Here is an 18,075-nt window from a genome sequence, read left to right as displayed (position 1 = left end):
TCCGCCTCCTTTCGTTCGAGACTCCGTCGATCATGCACTGCTGAATGTCAGCCGGGCCGGGCTGATGAAGTTGGTTCAGGCGTAGATGTAACCACCTGAGACAATGACGTTTTCGCCGGTCATGTAGGTATTCTTGGGTCCGCCGGTCATGAGCACCCATTCGGCGATTTCGGCCGGCTCGGCGCCGCGGCCGAGCGGGCTCGCCTTGGCCAATTCCTCGAGGAAGCCGAGCGCTTTCGCTTTCTCCGTGGCCATACCGGCCGGTGCCACGGAGTTCACCAGGATGCCGTCCTTGGCGACATAATGCGCAAAGGACCGCGTCAGGCTGACGACCGCTGCCTTCGTCGCTGCGTAATGGGCGTTCTGCGGATGCGCCTTAAAAGCGTCGACAGATGTCAGGTTGACGATGCGGCCACGCACTTGGGCTTTCGGCTCTTGCGCCTGCATGTGGCGAACCGCGGCCACCATCATGTGATAGGTGCCCTTGATGTTGATGCCGTTGGAGGCGTCCCAATCGGCGTCCGTGATTTCGAGCAGCGGACGGCGCGGATAGATGGCGGCGCAATTGATCAGCGTGTCGATGCGGCCGAGCTTCGAAACGATGGCGTCGAAAGCGGCATGGCACTGCGGGCCGACCTGGATGTCGCAAGTCGCCGCTGCGGTCGGCAGGCTCTTGGCCTTTGCCGGATCGAGCGCGCTCTGCGCTGCTTCCTGGTTGATGTCGATGACACCGATCTTTGTCGCCCCGGCCTCCACGGCCATGCGGGCGAGAAGAGCGCCGAGGCCTGCGCCGCCGCCAACGATCAGAACGGAAAGGTCTTTCATCGTGTTTCCCTTACTTGGTGCCGCTCGGCGAGGTTGGCCAGGTCGGCATGATGTCAAAACGGGTAACGTCGGCCCATGCGGGGAGCGCGAGAACCGCGGTCACCATCTTGGCCACGTCATCCGGCTGCACCACTTTGCTGGCGTACATGGCCTCGCGTGCCTTGGCGTCGAGGATGTCTTCATAGAGCTGCGTCTCGACACGGCCGGCAACGATCTCGGTGACGCGTATGCCGGACGCAGAGAGGTCGGCGCGCAGCGCCCCGGCAAAGCCGGAGATCGCCGCCTTGGTGGCCGCGTAGACGGCGATGTTGGAGAATGCCGTGTGGCCGGCGACGGAACCGGTGAACAAGATGTGGCCCGACTGCCGCTCGCGCATCTGCGGCACGACGAGGCGGGTGAGCAGGATCGCGGCGCTAAGGTTCACCTCGAGCGTGGTGTCGATGTCGGCGATGTTCATATCGGCGAAATTGCCGAGCGGCGGCATGATGCCGGCATTGTTGATCAAGACGTCGACGGTGAGATCGGCCAGCACCGATTCCAGCGCCTCGCGGTCGGTAACGTCGGCGGCGATCGGCACGATGCCCGGACGCTCGGCCTGTAGCTCCTTGAGCGCGGCCTGGCTGCGGCCGACCGCATAGACGTCGTAGCCGGCGTCGCTCAGCGCAATTGCCATCGCCCGCCCTATGCCGCTCGTCGCTCCTGTTATGAAGGCTGTCGTCACCTGGGCTTCCCCGATTGCTTGGACTTCAGTTTGCGGCCTGGGCCGATGCCGCGAAACCAAGAAAAGCAGCAAAAAGGAAAGATAAAATTTCGAATGCCTTTCGGCGGCTGGAATATTTCGGCGTGCCTATGCGGCGACAAATGCTGCTATCCCAAGGAAAACAATGTCCTCAACCCGCGAAGGCGGATTTCCGATCGCCAGCTGAGAAAAAACATGGCTTTCGTAAACAACCGGCCGCCCGCGCGGGCGACAGAGGCGAACGACGTCGAAGTCGGCGAACCTACCCAGCGGTCGGCAAAGGCTTTTTCAGCTTGGTGAAAAGCGAGGCCGCCGCGGCCTTCTGCTCGGCCTCGGTTGCCTCGACGCCCGAGGCTTTGGCAAGCGCGCGCACACGTCCCAAACTGTTCTGCAGATGCTTGCGCATCGCCTGTCGGGCTTTGCTTCCGTCCTGCCTTTCGATGGCATCGACGATGGCTTTGTGCTCGCTGTGGATACGCGCGTAGTAGCTGTCCTTGAGGGCAGGCTCGACGACATAACCGAGCTGGAATCTCGGCACGATCATCGGCCCGAGATAGGCAAGGAAGCCGTGGATGAATTCGTTGCGCGCCGCCTTGGCGATCGCGAGGTGGAAGTCATAATCGTAATGGATCTGGACCGCGGCGGGGTCGGCCTGCTGCGCGTCGATGTCATCCATTATGGCGCGGATGCCGCTTGCTTCCTTGTCGGTGCGGCGTTCCGCGCAGAGCCCGGCGGATTCCACCTCGACGCTCAGTCTGAGTTCAAGTAAGGCGATGGTTTCCGGCAGGGTCCTGAGTGCCTCGTCCGGGATCGAGAAACTGCGCGGGGTCGGCGTCTCGCTGACGAACATGCCGCGCCCCTGCTGCGGAACCACCATACCCTCGGAGCGCAGCCGCGCCACTGCTTCGCGCACGACGGTGCGGCTGACGTCGTATTCGGCGCAAAGCTCCGCCTCGGTCGGCAGTTGCGCGCCGGGCTGCAATTGACCGGAGCGGATCTTTTCGGCCAAGCTCTCCGCCACCAGGGTGGAAAGCGGCTTGCGTTTCGTCATTGAGGTCCTTCCGTTCAAATCAGATCAGGGCCGTTCAAGTTCAGATTCGGGATGATGCCCGAACCGGCAGGACCATTCAAACCGCCGCGGTGACGATCAGCTCGACCAGCATGCCGGGCTTGGCCATGCGGCCCTCGCCGGAGGAGCGGGCCGGCGCGTGCTCCTTCGGCATCCAGGCATCCCAGACCGTGTTGACCTCGTCGAAATCGCGCACGTCGTCCAGCCACATTTGCACGTGAAGGATGCGGGTCTTGTCGGTGCCGGCCGTGGCGAGCAAGGCATCGATCTTGCCGAGCACCTCGCGCATCTGATCGGCCGCCGACTGGCCAGGCCGCGCGACTTGGCCGGTCAGGTAAAGCGTGCCGTTGTGGATGACGCCGTGATGAACGCGGGTGTCGAAGTCGAAGCGCTGGATGTCGGTCACGGTTCTCTCTCAGGTAGCCGGCGTCAGCCGGATGGGATTGCCTTGCAGATACTGCGCGTAGGGCGCCTGGACGAGCCAGCCGGCATCGACGGGCAGGGTCACGCCGGTTATCGAGGCAGCGCGGTCGGAGCACAGGAACAGCGCGGCCTCGGCAACGTCGCGCGGCTCGACGAAGCGGCGCAGAGCCGTGGTCGCCTGGATGGCTTCGGGGTTGCGCTCGCCCTTGGCGATCTTTGCTTTCAGCCCGTCCGACAGCGTGTAACCCGGAGCCACGGCATTGACGCGTACTCCGTGCGGACCGAGCTCGGCGGCCAACACTTGGGTGAGGGCCAGCACCGCATGTTTTCCCGGCGTATAGGCCGGCAGCGACAGCGGCGCGAAAGAGGCAAGCGAGCCGACATTGAGGATCGCCCCGCGCCCGGCCGCCGACATCAGCCGGCCGAACACCTGGCAGCCGAGCAGGGTGCCGCGATAGTTGATGCGCCACATCTTTTCGTCTTCGGCGAGATCCTGGTCGAGCACATGCTTGCCGCTCTGCAGGATGCCGGCGCAGTTGACCAGGATGTGCGGCGTGCCGAACGCGCTCACGACTTCCGTCGCCAGAGCCTCGACCGAGGAGGGGGCAGCGACGTCGGTCTGCACGAAGAGCGCACGCGGCGCGCCGGCGCTCTTGCTGGCGCCGGCCACTTCCTTGCCCCGGATGGCATCGCGGCCGGCGACCACCACCCGAAAGCCGTCCTCGGCGAAGCGCTCCGCGATGGCGCGGCCGATGCCGGACGTACCGCCGATTACGACGGCGGTCAGCGCGTCAGCCATGGTGGCGGTCCTTCCGCTCGATGTCGAAGAACGCGGCCATGGCCTCGACCTGGAAATCCATCATCGGGCGTCCGGGTTGGATGCGGCAGCCGATCGCCTTCGCCGCCTTGAGCAGGGCGGTCTCGGCCGGCTCCATGATGATGTCGACCACCGTCATGTTCGGGGTCAGCTTGCTAACATCCATCGGCAGCGGGTCGCCGGCTTTCAGGCCGGACGGCGTCGCGTTGATCGCCATGTCCATGCCGGATGGGTCGGGATCTGCGACCTCGATGCGGCAATCGGGAAAGGACTTGTTGACCAGCAAAGCGAGCTTTTGGGCGCGGTCGTTGTCGACATCGGTGAGACGGATCTCGGCCGCGCCTTCTTCAGCAAGGCAATAGGTCAGCGACGACCCCGCGCCGCCGGCGCCGACCTGGAGGATGCGCTTGCCGGCGATCTGGTGTCCGCCTGCCTTCAAGCCATCGATGAAGCCGACGCCGTCGAAATTGTCGGCATACCAGCTGCCGTCCGCCTGCCGGCGCACCGAGTTGGCGCTCTGCACGCGCGCGGCGCGGTCGTGAGCGGCCGCGCATTTGTGGTAGACCGGGACCTTATAGGGCACGGAGATGATCACACCCCTGATGTTCTCAGCCGCCGTGATGCCGGCCCAGAAAGTGTCGAAATCTTCCGGACGGCAGCTCAGCGGCACCATCAGGCTGTCGAGCCCCTTCTGCTCGAAGATCTCGTTGAATATGCCGGGGCTCTTCGCATGGCCCACGGGATGGGCCAGCATGACGAAGATGTCGGCCTTGCCGGTTCCGCGCATCGGTTATTCCTTTCCGTTTGAAAGTTCGTGATCACTCAGGATTTCGAGCGCCCGCACGAGTGACGAATGGTCGGCGTCCGCGCCGGCGGTTCGCGCTGAGCAGGCATTCATCAGCTGCTGCGCCGTTGCCGTGCCCGGCAATGCAACGCCAAGCGCGCGAGCACTTTCCAGCGCAAGACCGAGATCCTTCTGGTGCAGCCGGATGCGGAAACCCGGCGCGAAGGCGCGGGCGATCATGCGCTCGCCATGCACTTCAAGCACGCGCGATGAGGCGAAGCCGCCCATCAGGGCACTGCGCACTTTCGCCGGATCGCAGCCGGCCTTGCCGGCAAAGACCAGCGCTTCGGCAACCGCCTCGATGTTGAGCGCGACGATGATCTGGTTGGCGATCTTGCAGGTCTGGCCGGCGCCGTTCTTTTCGCTGATCAGCGTGATGTTGTTGCCGAGCTTCTCAAAGATCGGCAGCGCGCGCTCGAACTCGGCGGCCGGTCCGCCGACCATGATGGTGAGGCTCGCCGCCTTGGCGCCGACCTCGCCGCCGGAGACCGGCGCGTCGAGATAGCCGACCCCCGCTTCCGTGATTTTCGCCGCAAATTGGGCGGTGGCGATCGGGCTGATCGAGCTCATGTCGATCACCAGCTTGCCGGCGGATATCCCTTCAAGCACGCCGTTCTGGCCAAACAGGACGCGCTCCACGTCAGGCGTGTCGGGCAGCATCGTGATGACGATCTCCGCGGTCCGCGCCACCTCAGCGGCGGAGGCGACGACCGATGCTCGCAGATCTGCAGGCAGAGGCGAGCGGTTGAGCACCGTGACGACCTCATGCCCCGCGTCGGCGAGATGCCTTGCCATCGGCGCCCCCATGACGCCCAGTCCGATAAAGCCAATCTTCATTTGCAACTCCGTTGCGGCCAGAGCCATCTTGCAGGCCAAGCTTGCCATATGATATAGGACATCATACAAATTTCAATGCACCTTCTTCTCATTGGAGACCGATCGCAAAATGCAGGAGCGCATCAATTCCCTGAAGGCGGCCGTTCAGGCCGGCCGGGCTCATATCGGCATCTGGTGTTCGCTGGCTTCGGCGCTGACCACCGAGGTCGTCGCCGGCTCCGGGACGGGCTGGCTGCTGATCGACGGCGAACACAGCCCGAACGATCTGCGCAGCATCATGGCGCAGCTGCAGGTCGCGGCAGCGTTTCCTTGTGAGGCAGTGGTGCGCCTGCCGTCCGATGATGCCAACCTCATGAAGCAGGCTTTGGATGTCGGGGCCCGTAGCTTGATGATCCCGAACGTGCGCACGGCGGAACAGGCGCGTACAATCGTCGCCGCGATGACCTACGCGCCTGGCGGCTTCCGTGGCTTCTCGGTCGGTCACCGCGCCAACGCGTTTGGCCGCATCGCCGGCTATCACGCCAAGGCACGCGAGCAGCAGCTGCTGGCCGTGCAGATCGAGGACGAAACTGGCGTCGCCAATGCGGCCGAGATCGCAGCGGTCGAGGGCGTCGATGTTCTCTTCGTGGGGCCAGGCGACCTTTCAACGAACATGGGCGCGATGGGCAATCCAGGCGCTGCACATGTGCAGGAGGCGATCGCTTCGGTGCGCAAGGCCGCGGCCGCCGCTGGCAAGGCCAGCGGCATCCTGGCGCAGGTCAAGGCCGACGCCGACCGCTATGTCGCCGACGGCTTCACCATGATTGCGGTGGGCTCGGATCTCGGTTTGCTGGCGCGGGGCTCGGATGCCCTGATCGCTTCGTTCAGGCAGTAGGAAAGCCATGGCAATTCCTCCTTACAAGGCGCCTTCCCGGAACGCCTACGACATCGTCATCGTCGGTGGCGCGGTGATCGGTTCGTCGACCGCTTACTGGCTGAGCCAGGCGCTGGGCAGCGGCGCGTCGATCCTCGTGGTCGAACGCGACTCAAGCTACGAGTTCTCCTCGACGGCGCTCTCCACCAGCGCAATCCGCCAGCAGTATTCCAACCCGATCAATGTGAAGATCAGCCAGTTCGGCATCGAGATCATCCGCGGTTTTCAGGAGCGGATGGCGCCGTTCTACACCAATGAGCCCGCGCCTGATCTCGGCTTCAAGGAACATGGATATCTCTACTGCTGCTCGCCCGAAGGTGTGGACGCGGCGCGTGAGCGGGTTGAGCTGCAGCGCAGCCTCGGCGCCCACACCGTCTTCCTCGAACCCGGCGCGTTGAAGGAACGTTTTCCGTGGCTGAATGTCGACGACCTCGGCGGCGGTTCGTGGGGTTCGCGCGAAGAGGGCTGGTTCGACTCCATGGGCTTGCTTAATGGGTTCCGCCGCGCGGCGCGAGCGAGCGGCGTCGAATATATCGACAACGCCGTGACGGCGCTGGACGTCCTTGACGGTCGGGTCGTCGCGGCGCGACTTGCGACCGGCGAGACGGTCGCCTGCGGAACCCTAGTCAACGCCGCCGGTCCACGCGCACAGCAGGTCGCCGCCATGGCCGGCCTTTCCATCCCGGTCGCGCCCTACAAGCGCTACAGTTTTGTTTTCGCCAGTGCCAATCCCATCCCCGGGCGGATGCCCAATGTCATCGATCTTTCCGGCACATTCGTACGCCCCGAAGGCGAGCTCTTCCTCACCGGCAACACGCCGCAGGGCGACGGGCCGGCCGACTATGACGACTTCGAGATGCATTTTGAAGAGTTCGACGACTACATCTGGCCGGCGCTCTGGCACCGCATTCCAGCTTTCGACGCATTGAAGGTGCAGACCAGTTGGACCGGCCATTACGAATACAACATGCTCGACCACAACGGTATCGTCGGCTTCCACCCGGAGGTGACCAACTTCATGTTCGCCAACGGTTTCTCCGGCCATGGCCTGCAGCAGTCGCCTGCCGTCGGCCGGGCGGTCTCGGAGCTGATTGTCCACGGGGCTTTTCAGACGCTCGACCTGTCGCCGTTCAGCTACGAGCGCATACCGCGCAATGAACCGTTTCTCGAAGAAGCGGTGATTTGAGCCGTGTCAAACTGAGCCGACCAGCGCTCCCAATTTGATTTTAGGGAAAACGGAAACGAAGATCCTTGTGCCCGTGAAGCGGGTTGTGGACGCCAACGTCAAGGTCCGGGTGAAGGCCGACGGACTGGGCGTCGAGCTTGCCAACGTCAAGATGGCGATGAACCCGTTCGACGAGATCGCGGTCGAGGAAGCGATCCGCATCAAGGAAGCCGGCAAGGCGGAAGAAATCATCGTCGTGTCGATCGGCCCGCAGCAGGCGCAGGAGACGCTGCGCACCGCGCTCGCCATTGCCGACCGTGCCATCCTGGTCAAGACCGACAAGCAGACCGAGCCGCTGGGCGTCGCCAATTGGCTCCAAAGAGCGTCGAACAGCTCGAAAAATGGCTTCAATGACAGCGCGGAGCCGATCTGCGTCGAGATGTTCCATCGGTGTGTCGCGTCAGGTCAGAGGGTACTCTGGGTCGACCTTCAGGCTTAGAAATCGTTCGATCGATCATGCATTCTTCTGTTGCGTCGCACTGTCAAAGTCGAGCCACCCCATCGTGTCCTCAAGCCGTCTCGCTGCATGAGAAAAGGTCTTCGCCAGCGCTCGAGCTGGCAGGTCGATGACTGCAGCTTTTCGAAGCGAAGTTGAGCAACTCATTCGTAGACGAAGTTGCCGGAACTGCGCCAACGGACTCTGCCGTCCAAGTGAGTGGAACCTTCCGATCGATGCTGCCTTATCTTCATGTTTGAAGAAGCAGCGAGAGGAAGCAATTGAGCAGCATTGCCTGGCGGAGTCTGCTTTTACTGCCGGTGCTTGCACTGGCGCTGGCCTCCTGCTCCTCATCTGAAACCGTCGAACAGCAATCGAAGCTTGCCGCCTCGACGGCGGAGGCGGCGGTATTGGTGATCGATGCCTGGCTTTCGGGCGCCGCACCGCCGCACTATGCATCTGCGGCCCTGCAATCCTTTGCCGGCACGCTTGGTGACGCCGACCGGCAAGTTCAATCGGCCCCCTCATCCGATATCGCAAGGCGGGACGCGCTGAAGTCGGCGGTCGGCCGGGTGACGATCGCAGCAGCCGCGGCCGAGCGCGCCGTTAAGGCTGAACAGCAGATCCAGGCCAGACAGGCGCGGCAGGATCTTCGCGCCGCGCAAGCGGATCTCGCCGCGGCCTATCGCCAGTATTTTGCGCAGCAGCAATGAAGAAGCTGCTTGAAATTTCACTCGGTGTCGTGACCAGCGTCGGCGGCTTCCTGGAGGTCGGCTCGATGGCGACGGCGGCGCAGGCCGGTGCATTGTTCGGCTACCAGCTCATCTGGGCGGTGGTGCTCGGTACCATCTGCATCATCTTCCTGGTCGAGATGGCCGGCCGCTTCGCCGCGGTCAGCCATCACACCATCGCTGACGGCATCCGCGAGAGGTTCGGCTTCAATGCGTTCATCTGGCCGCTGCTTGCAGTCTTGCTGGTCAACTTCCTGGTGCTTTCCGCCGAGATAGGCGGTGTTGCCGTCGCTGCCGAGCTTGCCACGGGGATCAGCTTCCAGTGGTGGGCCTTGCCGGTCGCTTTCCTGGCGTGGCTGCTGCTGTGGAAGGGCACGTTCGGCCTCATCGAGAAAGGGGTGTCGATGCTTGGCCTCGTCACCCTCTGTTTCGTCGTCGCGGCCTTGATGCTGCGCCCTGAATGGAAAGAGGTGGCGGTCGGGGCCGTGCCCAGCCTGCCGCAGCACGACACGGCGACCTACTGGTTCATGGCCGTCAGCATTCTCGGCGCATCGATCTCGCCTTACCTTTTCATGTTCTATTCGTCGGGCGCGATCGAGGACCAATGGGACAAGAGTTACCTCGGCACCAATCGAGCGATTGCCGGCCTCGGCATGAGCTTCGGTGGCACGATCTCCGTGGGCGTGCTCATCGTGGCCGCGCTCGTGCTGGGCGCTCATGGCGTGAACCAGGTGGATGACTATAACCAGCTTCCGCTGATGCTGATCCCGATCTTCGGCTTCTGGGGCTTCGTCCTTTTCGTTGCTTCGCTAGGCATTGCCTGTTTCGGAGCCGCTCTCGAAGTGGCGCTGCAGCAGGCCTATCTCGTCGCGCAGGGATTCGGTTGGACCTGGGGCGAGAATCTGAAGCCGCGCGACGATCCCGGATTCAGCCTCGTCTACACATTGACGCTCTTCCTCGCCGCCGTCCCGATAGCGCTCGGTCTAGACCCGTTGAAACTCACCATCTTCTCGATGGCGCTGACCGCGGCCAGCCTGCCGCTGACGGTCGTTCCATTCCTTTTCCTGCTGAACGACGACCGCTATGTCGGCAAGCATCGCAACGGTGTCATTTCGAACGCGGCCGTGATCTTCGTCATCGCGCTCGGCTTCGTGCTGGCGGTGGTGACCATTCCGCTGCAGATATTCGGAGGCACATGATGCAGCTGCTGCGCGATATATTGGACAAGCAGGTCGTCGATCGCGAGCAGGTCAAGATCGGCAAGGTTGACGGTTTGGTTGCCGAGCTGAGGCAAGGCAAGCCGCCCAGGCTCGTTGCCGTCGAACTTGGCTCGATCGCATTGGCGCGCCGGCTTGGCGCGCAGCCAGGGCGGTGGACGGCGCGCCTCGCGGCAAAGCTTGGCGGCAAGCGCCAGGCCAGGCCGCATCGGATCGCATGGAACAAGGTGCGCGACATCGGCGTCGACATCGAATTCGATATCGACGTTCGCAGGACGAAGATCTTTGCCTGGCAGCACTGGTTGCGCGATCACGTCGTCGGCCGGATCCCGGGAGCCTGACGATGACGAATGTGAACCTCGAGCATCTGGCCGGCCGGCGCGTGTGCTCAGAAAGCGGCAAGAGCATCGGCTACATCGAGGAGATCATCGCCGAGCAGGATGGTGACGATCTCGTCGTCACCGAATTCCATATCGGCATCTTCGCGGCGTTCGAACGACTGTCCGCGTCGACCGTCGGCACCGCATTGCTCGATTTCTTCAGGCTGCGTCGCAGGTCGGGCCTCTATCGCATACCTTGGGACAAGCTCGACATTACCGATCCGGCGCACCCGCGGCTGCTCTGCTCCGATAACGAGCTTTCGGGATTAGAAGATATTGGCAATTCTCGCACAAGTCCCGCTCCCCTCCATCAGCGCGACAGTTGAGGCAGCGGTCTCCCGATGTCGTCCGAGACGCTTTGCACCGATCCGCGGGCGCGCCGTCTGTCCAGATGAGCCCGGACTTGCCGACGCCAAGGCCGCTACTCTTGCCATATTGCATTTATGCCCAAGGAAACTCCTCGTATCCGGAACGATCGAGTCCAACTGCCGTTACCGTCAAAAAGACAGGAGCGAGCAATGACTGGACGCACCACCCACGATCAGCAGATACGTGTCATCGAGAAGCGTGAGAATACGAAGAACGCGCCCAAGGAATTCGAGGCCAAAGCGGAGCTGAAGCGGTCGGCGGCGGAGCGCGAGGCACGGCGGAAGGGGTCGAGCCTCAGGGGCGATACGCCTGACCTGGTCGATCCAGACGATCGCAATATCCTTCGCGGCAAAAATCAAGAAAGTGCCCATAACAAGAATCGAGATTCCAAGTAGGACCGCCTTCCGCGGCAACCCCAGGGCCTCCCGGCCGCAATCGGTGCCTTCTCGATAATCTGTGGCAGCAGTCTTTTGCGCAACTTGCCCGGATTCTCGACGAATAACTGTGATCGGCTTCGACGTGTTCGACTGGAAAAGGTCTCCAGCCTGAATCACCGCCTTCGCTAGCGGTTGACCACCAAAAGACCGCAGCCCCGGCGCCCGCGGGAATGGAACCTCGCCCATCCTGCAAAGTTAAAGCGCGGGAGCGGTTGTCATGTCAGCAAACGCCGGCCTTCTGGTAGGCTTCGCATTTTGGTTTCTTGCCTATGCCAGCAACTGGGTCGCAGCCGAGGAACTCGGGCATCAACAAGCGAAGGTCGTCAAACCTCCGATCGAGCCCGTGATTCCGGCTGCGCCGCAATTCTCGAACCTAACCGCATCCCAAGACCCGACGGGCAGCGGGCTGTCGCTGTTCCTGAGCAACGGTTGTGGTGCATGCCATACCATAAGAGGCACCGAGGCCCGCGGGACGATTGGCCCGGACCTTTCCTATGTCGGATCGCGATCAGCGATTGGCGCCGGGGTCCTGCCTAACACCGAGGAAGCCATTGCACGTTTTGTCGCTCGCCCTGATCTGTTCAAGCCAGGCGTGAAAATGCCGGCGTTCAACATGCTGCCGCAAACCGAAATCCAGACGATCGCGCGATATTTGAAAGCCTTGCAATGACGCCTGGTTCTCGTACCGAATTCGGGACAGCGTCGTCCAATGCTACTGCCGAAGAAGACGCCGTTCGCGTGGCGAACCAGCCGATGATGATCCGCGTGAAGCATGTCGTATTCGGCGCCATCGGTTTGCCTGTCGTCCTATTGCTTGGGGCATGGATCGGCTTTTTCAACGTCGGCGCCAGCAGCGGCCATTGGAAGGTGACGGCCTGGTTCCTTCAACTCGCCATGCGCTCGGCTGTACGCACCTATGCATTGGCCGTGGACGCGCCGAAAACGCTCGACCGGCGGGGGCTCCCGGCGGCAGCCGGACATTTCGCGCGAGGCTGCGCGATCTGCCACGGCGCACCCGGCGAGCTCCGCTCGCCGGCGGTGCTGCGGATGCTTCCGCAACCGCCGGATCTTGCACTCACGGTCGGAGATTGGACCGACGCCCAGCTTTTTCGGATCGTCAAGCATGGAATACGGTTCACCGGCATGCCCGCCTGGCCGGCCCGCGACCGCGATGACGAGGTCTGGGCAATGGTTGCTTTCCTGCGGGAACTTCCAAAGCTCAATCCGAATGAATTTCGAGCGCTTGCCTTCAATGGCAGCGATGCTACCAGCAGCGATCGGCAACCCGCCACCCCGGATGTTCTCTCCGACTGCATGCGCTGCCACGCAGGCGACGGCGAGGGCAGGGGTGACGCCGTGCCCGTGCTGGCCGGGCAGAAAGAAGCTTACCTGCTCGCCAGCCTTCAGGCCTATGCCAAAGGCGATCGCACGAGCGGCTTCATGGCTCTGCCGGTGACTGGCGTCGACCCCGCCGATCTGGCTGCGCTTGCCCGGTATTTCGCGGCGCAGCCGCCGGTATCAGCGGACCGCGATCAAGTTTCGGCGGAGGTGATCAACAAGGGACAGCAAATCGCTGAGGCCGGAATTCCGGAGCGGAACGTGCCTGCCTGTTCCGGCTGCCATCTCGGCTCCGACAAAAATCCGGTTTATCCACGCCTTAACGGTCAGCGTGCTGCTTACCTGGAGCGGCAGCTGAAGCTGTTCCGGTCCGAGGACCGAGGCGGCACGCCGTTCTGGCATATCATGGCTACCGCGGCCCAACGCCTCACGGACGACGATATACAAGCCGTATCGGCCTATTTTTCCAGACGTGCTGAAGGTCCTCGGTGAGCACAATGCGCCTGCTGTACAAGGCGCCTCGAAATCGGTTCAAGGAACTTTATCCCATCCTGCCAGTTCCAACTCCGCACAGACGGCCTGAGCAGACAGCCGGCTGAAGCATCCTTTGCGGGTGAACCAGGCTGAATGCACTTCCGGCGGCGCCACGAGACATGGAATTTCGGGACTGCAGCCTGTCCCGGCCTCCTGTCGCAGCTATGGCGCGTAGATGCCGCAGAACAGAAGAACGCCGCCGATCAGGCAGAAGGCGAGGAGTGTCGCAACGTAGAACCCGTGTTCGCGAAAAATCCTGGTATCGCGTTTCAGACTCAAGGTTCGGCCCCTTCGGCACTCTACGAAGCCCACAACACGGAACGGGACCGGCGAGTTCCGGATGCTCTGTTTCCTCTGTTTCTAAGAGGAGCCCCCAATTGGCGGGCGTTGGCCGGCCTCGCGGCTGTCGCAAGCGGATCCGCTCTCGCCTCTGGCTGCACGGGTGTGCAGTCGGCCCTCGATCCACACGGCGAGCAGGCTGATGCTCTGGCTGTTCTGTTCTGGATATTCATGGCCGTGCTCGGACTTGTCTGGCTGGTCACCATGGCCGGGTTGTTCTTCGCGCTGACACGCCGGCGAGACAGTCGCGGCGAACCGGCGCAAGCGCGTCCAGCCGTCAAACGGCCGATGGGTGTCGCCTTTGCTGCGATGCTGACATCGACCGTCATCATTCTCTCCGGCTTGGCCGTGCTCAGCTTCGACGGACAAAGGGCGGTTTACGGAGACGGGGCCGGGGCGGCCATAACAATATCCGTCATAGGGCACCAATGGTGGTGGCAGGTCCGCTATGAGGGAAACAATGGTTTCGAAACGGCGAACGAGATTCGCATTCCGGTAGGCAGCGCGGTCGACGTCAAGCTCAGCACGGGTGACGTGATCCACTCGTTCTGGATACCGAGCCTCGCCGGCAAGCTCGATCTCATTCCAGGCAAAAGCAATGAGCTCCGTATCCAAGCGGATAAGCCCGGCGTGTACCGCGGCCAATGTGCCGAATTCTGCGGCCAGCAGCATGCGCATATGGCGATCTTCGTGGTGGCGCTGGAGCCGAGCGAATTCGAACGCTGGCGCGCAAAGCAGGCCGCGCCGGCAAGGCCGATGGCTCATCTTACGAAGCAACAAAATGTCTTTGCTTCCGCTGCATCGTCTCCATCCCCCGCCCTTTCGGAGCATTCGCGATGAGCCAGGCGGTCGAAGAACGTCACGAAACCCGTGACACCGATCTGGGTGACGAGGAGCTGCGCGCAAGGCTGAGCAAGACCTGGGGCACGGCGCGTGGTCTGATAGGCATTCTTTCGACAGTCGATCACAAGATCATCGGCATCCGCTATGCCGTCACTGCCTTCGTCTTCCTGTTGGCCGGCGGCATCATGGCGATCATCATGCGGCTGCAGCTCGCACGGCCGGACAGCCACTTCGTCGACGCCGAGCTCTACAACCAGCTTTTCACCATGCATGGCACAACGATGATGTTCCTGTTCGGGGTGCCGGTCGGCGAGGCGTTCGCCGTCTATCTGGTGCCGCTCATGGTCGGCACCCGCAACATCGCCTTTCCGCGTCTCAATGCCTTCTCCTACTATGTCTATCTGTTCGGCGGCCTGATGTTGTGGGGCGGCTTCGCGTTGAGTATCCGCCCTGATGTCGGGTGGTTCTCCTATGTGCCCCTCGCAAATCTGAATTTCACTCCAGGCAAGGGGCCGGACTATTGGGCGCAGATGATCACTTTTACCGAAGTCGCAGCGCTCGCAGTCTCGGTGGAGATCGTCGTCACAGTCCTGAAGCAGCGCGCGCCGGGCATGACGCTCGACCGCATTCCACTCTTCGTATGGACGATGCTCGTCCATTCCTTCATCATCATCTTCGCCATGCCGGCGATCATGCTCGCCTCGTCTATGCTGATCATGGAGCGGCTGGTCGGCACGCAGTTTTTCAATCCGGACGCGGGCGGCGATCCGCTGCTTTGGCAGCACCTTTTCTGGTTCTTTGGTCACCCCGAAGTCTACATCATCTTCCTGCCTGGAACCGCTTTCGTGTCGGCGATCGTGGCGACATTCTCCCGGCGGCCGGTCTTCGGCTATTTGCCGATGGTGCTGTCGCTGATCGCGATCGGCTTTTTGTCCTTTGGCTTGTGGGTTCACCACATGTTCGTGACGGGCCTGCCTGAAATCGGCGCCGCATTCTTCACCGCCTCCAGCATGGCTATAGCCATTCCAAACGGGGTCCAGATATTCTGCTGGATCGCGACGCTGTGGGACGGCAAGCCGGTGCTCAAGACGCCGTTGATCTTCGTGCTCGGTTTCTTCTTCATCTTTGTCGCCGGCGGGCTCTCCGGCGTGATGCTGGCGTCGGTGCCAATCGATACGCAGGTGCACGACACCTATTTCGTCGTCGCTCATTTCCATTACGTGCTTATAGGCGGCACCGTCTTTCCGCTTGTCGCGGCCGTCTACTACTGGTTCCCGAAAGTGACGGGCCGGCTCATGGATGAGCGGCTTGGCAGATGGCAGTTCGCCCTCGCCTTCACTGGTTTCAACGTCACGTTTTTTCCGATGCACCTGCTCGGCCTGCATGGCATGCCGCGCAGGGTCTACACTTACCCTGCGGAGATGGGCTGGGGCGGACTCAACCTGCTCGCCAGCGCCGGCGCGCTGCTGTTCTTCGCAAGCTTTCTACTCATGCTCTACAACATGATTGCCAGCGCCCGCTCGGGCGCCCTTGCCGGCGACAATCCTTGGGGCGCCGACACGTTGGAGTGGGCGACCAGCTCGCCGCCCCAGCCGCAGAACTTCGATCGCATTCCCTGCGTCACAAGCGGCTCGCCGCTATGGGATCAGGGCGACGACAAGGCGGTGGTCGGCGGCCTCAAGGTTGATGAGCGCGAACTGCTCGTGACGAGCGTCACGGAGGCCCGGCCTGACATTCGCGAGGAATCGCCGGCGCCCTCGATCTGGCCCTTTCTGGCGGCGTTTGCCACAGCCGTCGCGTTCATCGGCTCGATCTACACGCCCTGGGCGGTTACTTGGGGTTCGCCCGTCGTCGCCATCGTGCTGGTCGCCTGGTTCTGGCCGAAAACCATCGAGGAGAATGTCTAGATGGCCCGCAGCGTCATCGATGTCTCGGGTTTGCCGACCTATGCCTTCGGTTCGCGTGTCACCCCCTGGTGGGGGACCTTCTCGTTCTGCCTGCTGGAGGGAACTGGCTTCGCCCTCGGCATCGGAGGCTATCTCTACCTGGCCGTTACCAACAAGGACTGGGCGAAGGACGCGGTGCCTTTGAGCCTGCTCTGGTCGGCGCTCTTCACGCTCGTCCTTGTCGTCAGCGCACTGCCGAATTTCCTGATCAAGCGAGCAGCGATGCGGGAGAGCTTGCGCTCGGTCCGTCTGCTGCTGCTAATCATGAGCGCGATTGGGCTGGTGCTTATCGGGCTGCGCATCATGGAATTCTCGGCCTTGCCGGTACGCTGGAGCGACAATGCGTATGGCTCCTTTGTCTGGCTCCTTCTCGGCCTGCATGGCGTGCACGTGCTCACTGACGTCGCCGACACGTTGGTCCTGGCCGTGCTGATGTTTACGCGGCATGGAACGGGCAAACGCTTCAGCGATGCCGAAGACAATGCTTTCTACTGGTATTTCGTCGTGCTCTCATGGCTGCCCCTCTATGCCGTGCTCTATTGGCTGCCGAGATTGTGATGCGGATCGCCCGCTCCGTCGGCGAGGCATCTTTGCTCGCAGCATGTGTTTCGGCGCTGTGCACCATGCCGGCGCCCGCCGCATTCGCACATGGTGCAGGCCAAGGAACCGGCGGCTGGTCCATCACCGGCTTGACCGTTGTTCCGCTTGGCGTCGCGCTGCTTATCTACAGCGGTGGCATTGCGCGGCTGTGGCGGCGGGCGGGAGCGGGGCACGGCGTCGCGTGGTGGCAACTGGGCTGCTTCGCGACAGGCTGGTCAGCGCTTGCGGCGGCTCTGATGTCGCCGCTGCATGAATTGGGCGAGCGGCTCTTTACGGCGCATATGCTCGAACATGAGGTCCTGATGGTGGTCGCTGCTCCTGCGCTTGCCCTGTCGCGACCGCTCGGCGCCATGTTGTGGGCGTTCCCGCCCGTCATACGACGACGTCTGGCGCGCGCGGCGCGATGGCCGGTCGTGCGAATAACATGGCGAGGCCTGACCGAACCGGCCTCCGCAACGATCCTGCACGGCCTTGCCATCTGGTCATGGCACATGCCGGTTCTCTTCGATGCTGCACTCGCAAGCGAGCCGGTGCACTGGCTGCAGCACTTCAGCTTTCTGGCAAGCGCGCTGCTCTTCTGGTGGGCCTTACTCAATGGCCGGGCGCGCCGAAGAGGCTACGGCGCGTCGGTGTTCTATCTGTTCTTCACCTCGATGCATTGCGGGCTGCTCGGCGCGATTCTGGCCCTGTCAAAAAATGAGCTGTTCGTTCCGAGGAACTCAGTGGCGTCACAATGGGATCTGACCGTTCTCGAAGACCAGCAACTTGGTGGCTTGATCATGTGGGTGGGGGCCTCCGCCTTCTACTTGGCGGCCGCATTGATCCTGGCAGCTTTTTGGATCGGAAGCGGATCGTCCGCCACGAAGAAGGTCGCCGGCACTGCGAGTTCCATGCGAAATTAATTGTCATCCAGAAGCGTTGAAGGCAGCAGGGCCTCGTCCTCGGTCTCGTCTCCGGTAGAGATGCCGATCGGTGCGACTGGATTATCCGGTCCTCAAATCCTGCCCATGAGAGCCAGGACTATCAAGATGATAAGTATGACGCCGAAGAGGCTTGAAGGCCCGTAGCTCCAACCTGAGGAATACGGCCAAGCCGGGATCGCGCAGTTCTTCCGACGCCACGCACGACGCCTGATGACCGTCTACCTCCAGCGCTTCGCGCAACAAGTCGAGACCGTCGACATGGAGACGTTTCTCTCGGCCTGGACCTGAAG

General features: G+C 62.5%; 21 protein-coding genes and 2 pseudogenes. 15 read left to right on the top strand and 8 right to left on the bottom strand.

The annotated features are described in order from the left end of the window. Window positions 1-75: 75 nt before the first annotated feature. The 7 genes from LB525_RS00215 to LB525_RS00185 form a co-directional block, all read right to left on the bottom strand. Window positions 76-825 carry an SDR family NAD(P)-dependent oxidoreductase gene (locus LB525_RS00215; RefSeq protein WP_224542944.1) on the bottom strand — a complete coding sequence of 250 codons (750 nt, stop codon included), beginning with the start codon at window positions 823-825 and terminating at the stop codon, window positions 76-78. Window positions 826-835: 10 nt separating this feature from the next. Next, window positions 836-1,546 carry an SDR family oxidoreductase gene (locus LB525_RS00210; protein WP_224542943.1) on the bottom strand — a complete coding sequence of 237 codons (711 nt, stop codon included), beginning with the start codon at window positions 1,544-1,546 and terminating at the stop codon, window positions 836-838. 280 nt (window positions 1,547-1,826) lie between these two features. After that, window positions 1,827-2,615, bottom strand: coding sequence for a FadR/GntR family transcriptional regulator (locus LB525_RS00205; protein WP_224542942.1), 789 nt, complete (start codon window positions 2,613-2,615; stop codon window positions 1,827-1,829). 76 nt (window positions 2,616-2,691) lie between these two features. Beyond that, entirely contained in the window at window positions 2,692-3,039 is a 348-nt protein-coding gene (locus tag LB525_RS00200; protein WP_224542941.1) for a RidA family protein, read from the bottom strand. 9 nt (window positions 3,040-3,048) lie between these two features. Next, a complete protein-coding gene (locus tag LB525_RS00195) occupies window positions 3,049-3,855 on the bottom strand; it encodes an SDR family NAD(P)-dependent oxidoreductase (protein WP_224542940.1) in 807 nt (268 codons plus the stop codon). After that, window positions 3,848-4,660 (bottom strand): shikimate dehydrogenase family protein, encoded by an 813-nt coding sequence (locus LB525_RS00190; RefSeq protein WP_224542939.1) that lies wholly within the window; start codon window positions 4,658-4,660, stop codon window positions 3,848-3,850. The genes LB525_RS00195 and LB525_RS00190 overlap by 8 nt, the downstream gene beginning before the upstream one ends. Before the next feature lie 3 nt (window positions 4,661-4,663). Then, the gene (locus LB525_RS00185; protein ID WP_224542938.1) at window positions 4,664-5,554 is read right to left on the bottom strand and encodes a 2-hydroxy-3-oxopropionate reductase; all 891 of its coding nucleotides are present in this window, start codon (window positions 5,552-5,554) and stop codon (window positions 4,664-4,666) included. A gap of 109 nt (window positions 5,555-5,663) precedes the next feature. Here LB525_RS00185 and LB525_RS00180 point away from each other — a divergent pair, with 109 nt between their 5' ends. The 14 genes and pseudogenes from LB525_RS00180 (at window position 5,664) to LB525_RS00115 (ending at window position 17,764) form a co-directional block, all read left to right on the top strand. After that, the gene (locus tag LB525_RS00180; protein WP_224542937.1) at window positions 5,664-6,428 is read left to right on the top strand and encodes an HpcH/HpaI aldolase family protein; all 765 of its coding nucleotides are present in this window, start codon (window positions 5,664-5,666) and stop codon (window positions 6,426-6,428) included. Window positions 6,429-6,435: 7 nt separating this feature from the next. Further along, window positions 6,436-7,653: an NAD(P)/FAD-dependent oxidoreductase gene (locus LB525_RS00175; RefSeq protein WP_224542936.1), complete on the top strand. Its 1,218-nt coding sequence runs from the start codon at window positions 6,436-6,438 to the stop codon at window positions 7,651-7,653. A gap of 37 nt (window positions 7,654-7,690) precedes the next feature. Further along, window positions 7,691-8,038: pseudogene (locus LB525_RS00170) on the top strand (electron transfer flavoprotein subunit beta/FixA family protein); the annotation flags it as partial. 371 nt (window positions 8,039-8,409) lie between these two features. Beyond that, window positions 8,410-8,841 (top strand): hypothetical protein, encoded by a 432-nt coding sequence (locus LB525_RS00165; RefSeq protein WP_141245390.1) that lies wholly within the window; start codon window positions 8,410-8,412, stop codon window positions 8,839-8,841. Beyond that, window positions 8,838-10,058 carry an NRAMP family divalent metal transporter gene (locus tag LB525_RS00160; protein WP_224542935.1) on the top strand — a complete coding sequence of 407 codons (1,221 nt, stop codon included), beginning with the start codon at window positions 8,838-8,840 and terminating at the stop codon, window positions 10,056-10,058. The genes LB525_RS00165 and LB525_RS00160 overlap by 4 nt, the downstream gene beginning before the upstream one ends. Continuing rightward, window positions 10,055-10,417 carry a hypothetical protein gene (locus LB525_RS00155; RefSeq protein WP_224542934.1) on the top strand — a complete coding sequence of 121 codons (363 nt, stop codon included), beginning with the start codon at window positions 10,055-10,057 and terminating at the stop codon, window positions 10,415-10,417. Before LB525_RS00160 ends, LB525_RS00155 begins: the two co-directional genes overlap by 4 nt. A 2-nt stretch (window positions 10,418-10,419) precedes the next feature. After that, window positions 10,420-10,782, top strand: coding sequence for a hypothetical protein (locus LB525_RS00150; RefSeq protein ID WP_224542933.1), 363 nt, complete (start codon window positions 10,420-10,422; stop codon window positions 10,780-10,782). 192 nt (window positions 10,783-10,974) lie between these two features. Then, a complete protein-coding gene (locus LB525_RS00145) occupies window positions 10,975-11,220 on the top strand; it encodes a hypothetical protein (protein WP_224523015.1) in 246 nt (81 codons plus the stop codon). A 259-nt stretch (window positions 11,221-11,479) separates the two neighbouring features. After that, window positions 11,480-11,932 carry a c-type cytochrome gene (locus LB525_RS00140; protein ID WP_224542932.1) on the top strand — a complete coding sequence of 151 codons (453 nt, stop codon included), beginning with the start codon at window positions 11,480-11,482 and terminating at the stop codon, window positions 11,930-11,932. Then, the gene (locus tag LB525_RS00135; protein WP_224542931.1) at window positions 11,929-13,092 is read left to right on the top strand and encodes a c-type cytochrome; all 1,164 of its coding nucleotides are present in this window, start codon (window positions 11,929-11,931) and stop codon (window positions 13,090-13,092) included. Before LB525_RS00140 ends, LB525_RS00135 begins: the two co-directional genes overlap by 4 nt. 135 nt (window positions 13,093-13,227) lie before the next feature. Continuing rightward, window positions 13,228-14,313, top strand: a complete 1,086-nt coding sequence (coxB, locus tag LB525_RS00130) for a cytochrome c oxidase subunit II (RefSeq protein ID WP_224542930.1) — start codon at window positions 13,228-13,230, stop codon at window positions 14,311-14,313. Beyond that, window positions 14,310-16,223: a cytochrome c oxidase subunit I gene (gene ctaD, locus LB525_RS00125; RefSeq protein WP_224542929.1), complete on the top strand. Its 1,914-nt coding sequence runs from the start codon at window positions 14,310-14,312 to the stop codon at window positions 16,221-16,223. Before coxB ends, ctaD begins: the two co-directional genes overlap by 4 nt. Next, window positions 16,224-16,820 (top strand): heme-copper oxidase subunit III, encoded by a 597-nt coding sequence (locus LB525_RS00120; protein ID WP_095768617.1) that lies wholly within the window; start codon window positions 16,224-16,226, stop codon window positions 16,818-16,820. It begins immediately after the preceding gene. Then, window positions 16,820-17,764 (top strand): cytochrome c oxidase assembly protein, encoded by a 945-nt coding sequence (locus tag LB525_RS00115; protein WP_224542928.1) that lies wholly within the window; start codon window positions 16,820-16,822, stop codon window positions 17,762-17,764. The genes LB525_RS00120 and LB525_RS00115 overlap by 1 nt, the downstream gene beginning before the upstream one ends. A gap of 92 nt (window positions 17,765-17,856) precedes the next feature. On the opposite strand, the gene LB525_RS00110 is transcribed toward LB525_RS00115, so the two are convergent. After that, window positions 17,857-17,961 (bottom strand): DUF3309 family protein, encoded by a 105-nt coding sequence (locus LB525_RS00110; protein ID WP_224543513.1) that lies wholly within the window; start codon window positions 17,959-17,961, stop codon window positions 17,857-17,859. 5 nt (window positions 17,962-17,966) lie between these two features. Here LB525_RS00110 and LB525_RS00105 point away from each other — a divergent pair. Further along, window positions 17,967-18,073, top strand: a pseudogene (locus tag LB525_RS00105) (cysteine hydrolase); the annotation flags it as partial. Window positions 18,074-18,075 lie beyond the last annotated feature (2 nt).

The organism is Mesorhizobium sp. CA16 (genome assembly GCF_020165175.1).
Classification (GTDB): domain Bacteria; phylum Pseudomonadota; class Alphaproteobacteria; order Rhizobiales; family Rhizobiaceae; genus Mesorhizobium.
This window is presented reverse-complemented; position numbering and strand designations above follow the sequence as displayed.

Bases quoted from the DNA above. Each gene is read 5' to 3' on its own strand.
- LB525_RS00115 (WP_224542928.1), top strand. From the start codon at position 16,820: ATGCGGATCGCCCGCTCCGTCGGCGAGGCATCTTTGCTCGCAGCATGT.
- coxB (WP_224542930.1), top strand. From the start codon at position 13,228: ATGCACTTCCGGCGGCGCCACGAGACATGGAATTTCGGGACTGCAGCC.
- LB525_RS00160 (WP_224542935.1), top strand. From the start codon at position 8,838: ATGAAGAAGCTGCTTGAAATTTCACTCGGTGTCGTGACCAGCGTCGGC.
- LB525_RS00150 (WP_224542933.1), top strand. From the start codon at position 10,420: ATGACGAATGTGAACCTCGAGCATCTGGCCGGCCGGCGCGTGTGCTCA.
- LB525_RS00140 (WP_224542932.1), top strand. From the start codon at position 11,480: ATGTCAGCAAACGCCGGCCTTCTGGTAGGCTTCGCATTTTGGTTTCTT.
- LB525_RS00190 (WP_224542939.1), bottom strand. From the start codon at position 4,660: ATGCGCGGAACCGGCAAGGCCGACATCTTCGTCATGCTGGCCCATCCC.
- ctaD (WP_224542929.1), top strand. From the start codon at position 14,310: ATGAGCCAGGCGGTCGAAGAACGTCACGAAACCCGTGACACCGATCTG.
- LB525_RS00185 (WP_224542938.1), bottom strand. From the start codon at position 5,554: ATGAAGATTGGCTTTATCGGACTGGGCGTCATGGGGGCGCCGATGGCA.
- LB525_RS00180 (WP_224542937.1), top strand. From the start codon at position 5,664: ATGCAGGAGCGCATCAATTCCCTGAAGGCGGCCGTTCAGGCCGGCCGG.
- LB525_RS00195 (WP_224542940.1), bottom strand. From the start codon at position 3,855: ATGGCTGACGCGCTGACCGCCGTCGTAATCGGCGGTACGTCCGGCATC.
- LB525_RS00145 (WP_224523015.1), top strand. From the start codon at position 10,975: ATGACTGGACGCACCACCCACGATCAGCAGATACGTGTCATCGAGAAG.
- LB525_RS00205 (WP_224542942.1), bottom strand. From the start codon at position 2,615: ATGACGAAACGCAAGCCGCTTTCCACCCTGGTGGCGGAGAGCTTGGCC.
- LB525_RS00215 (WP_224542944.1), bottom strand. From the start codon at position 825: ATGAAAGACCTTTCCGTTCTGATCGTTGGCGGCGGCGCAGGCCTCGGC.
- LB525_RS00135 (WP_224542931.1), top strand. From the start codon at position 11,929: ATGACGCCTGGTTCTCGTACCGAATTCGGGACAGCGTCGTCCAATGCT.
- LB525_RS00175 (WP_224542936.1), top strand. From the start codon at position 6,436: ATGGCAATTCCTCCTTACAAGGCGCCTTCCCGGAACGCCTACGACATC.
- LB525_RS00120 (WP_095768617.1), top strand. From the start codon at position 16,224: ATGGCCCGCAGCGTCATCGATGTCTCGGGTTTGCCGACCTATGCCTTC.
- LB525_RS00155 (WP_224542934.1), top strand. From the start codon at position 10,055: ATGATGCAGCTGCTGCGCGATATATTGGACAAGCAGGTCGTCGATCGC.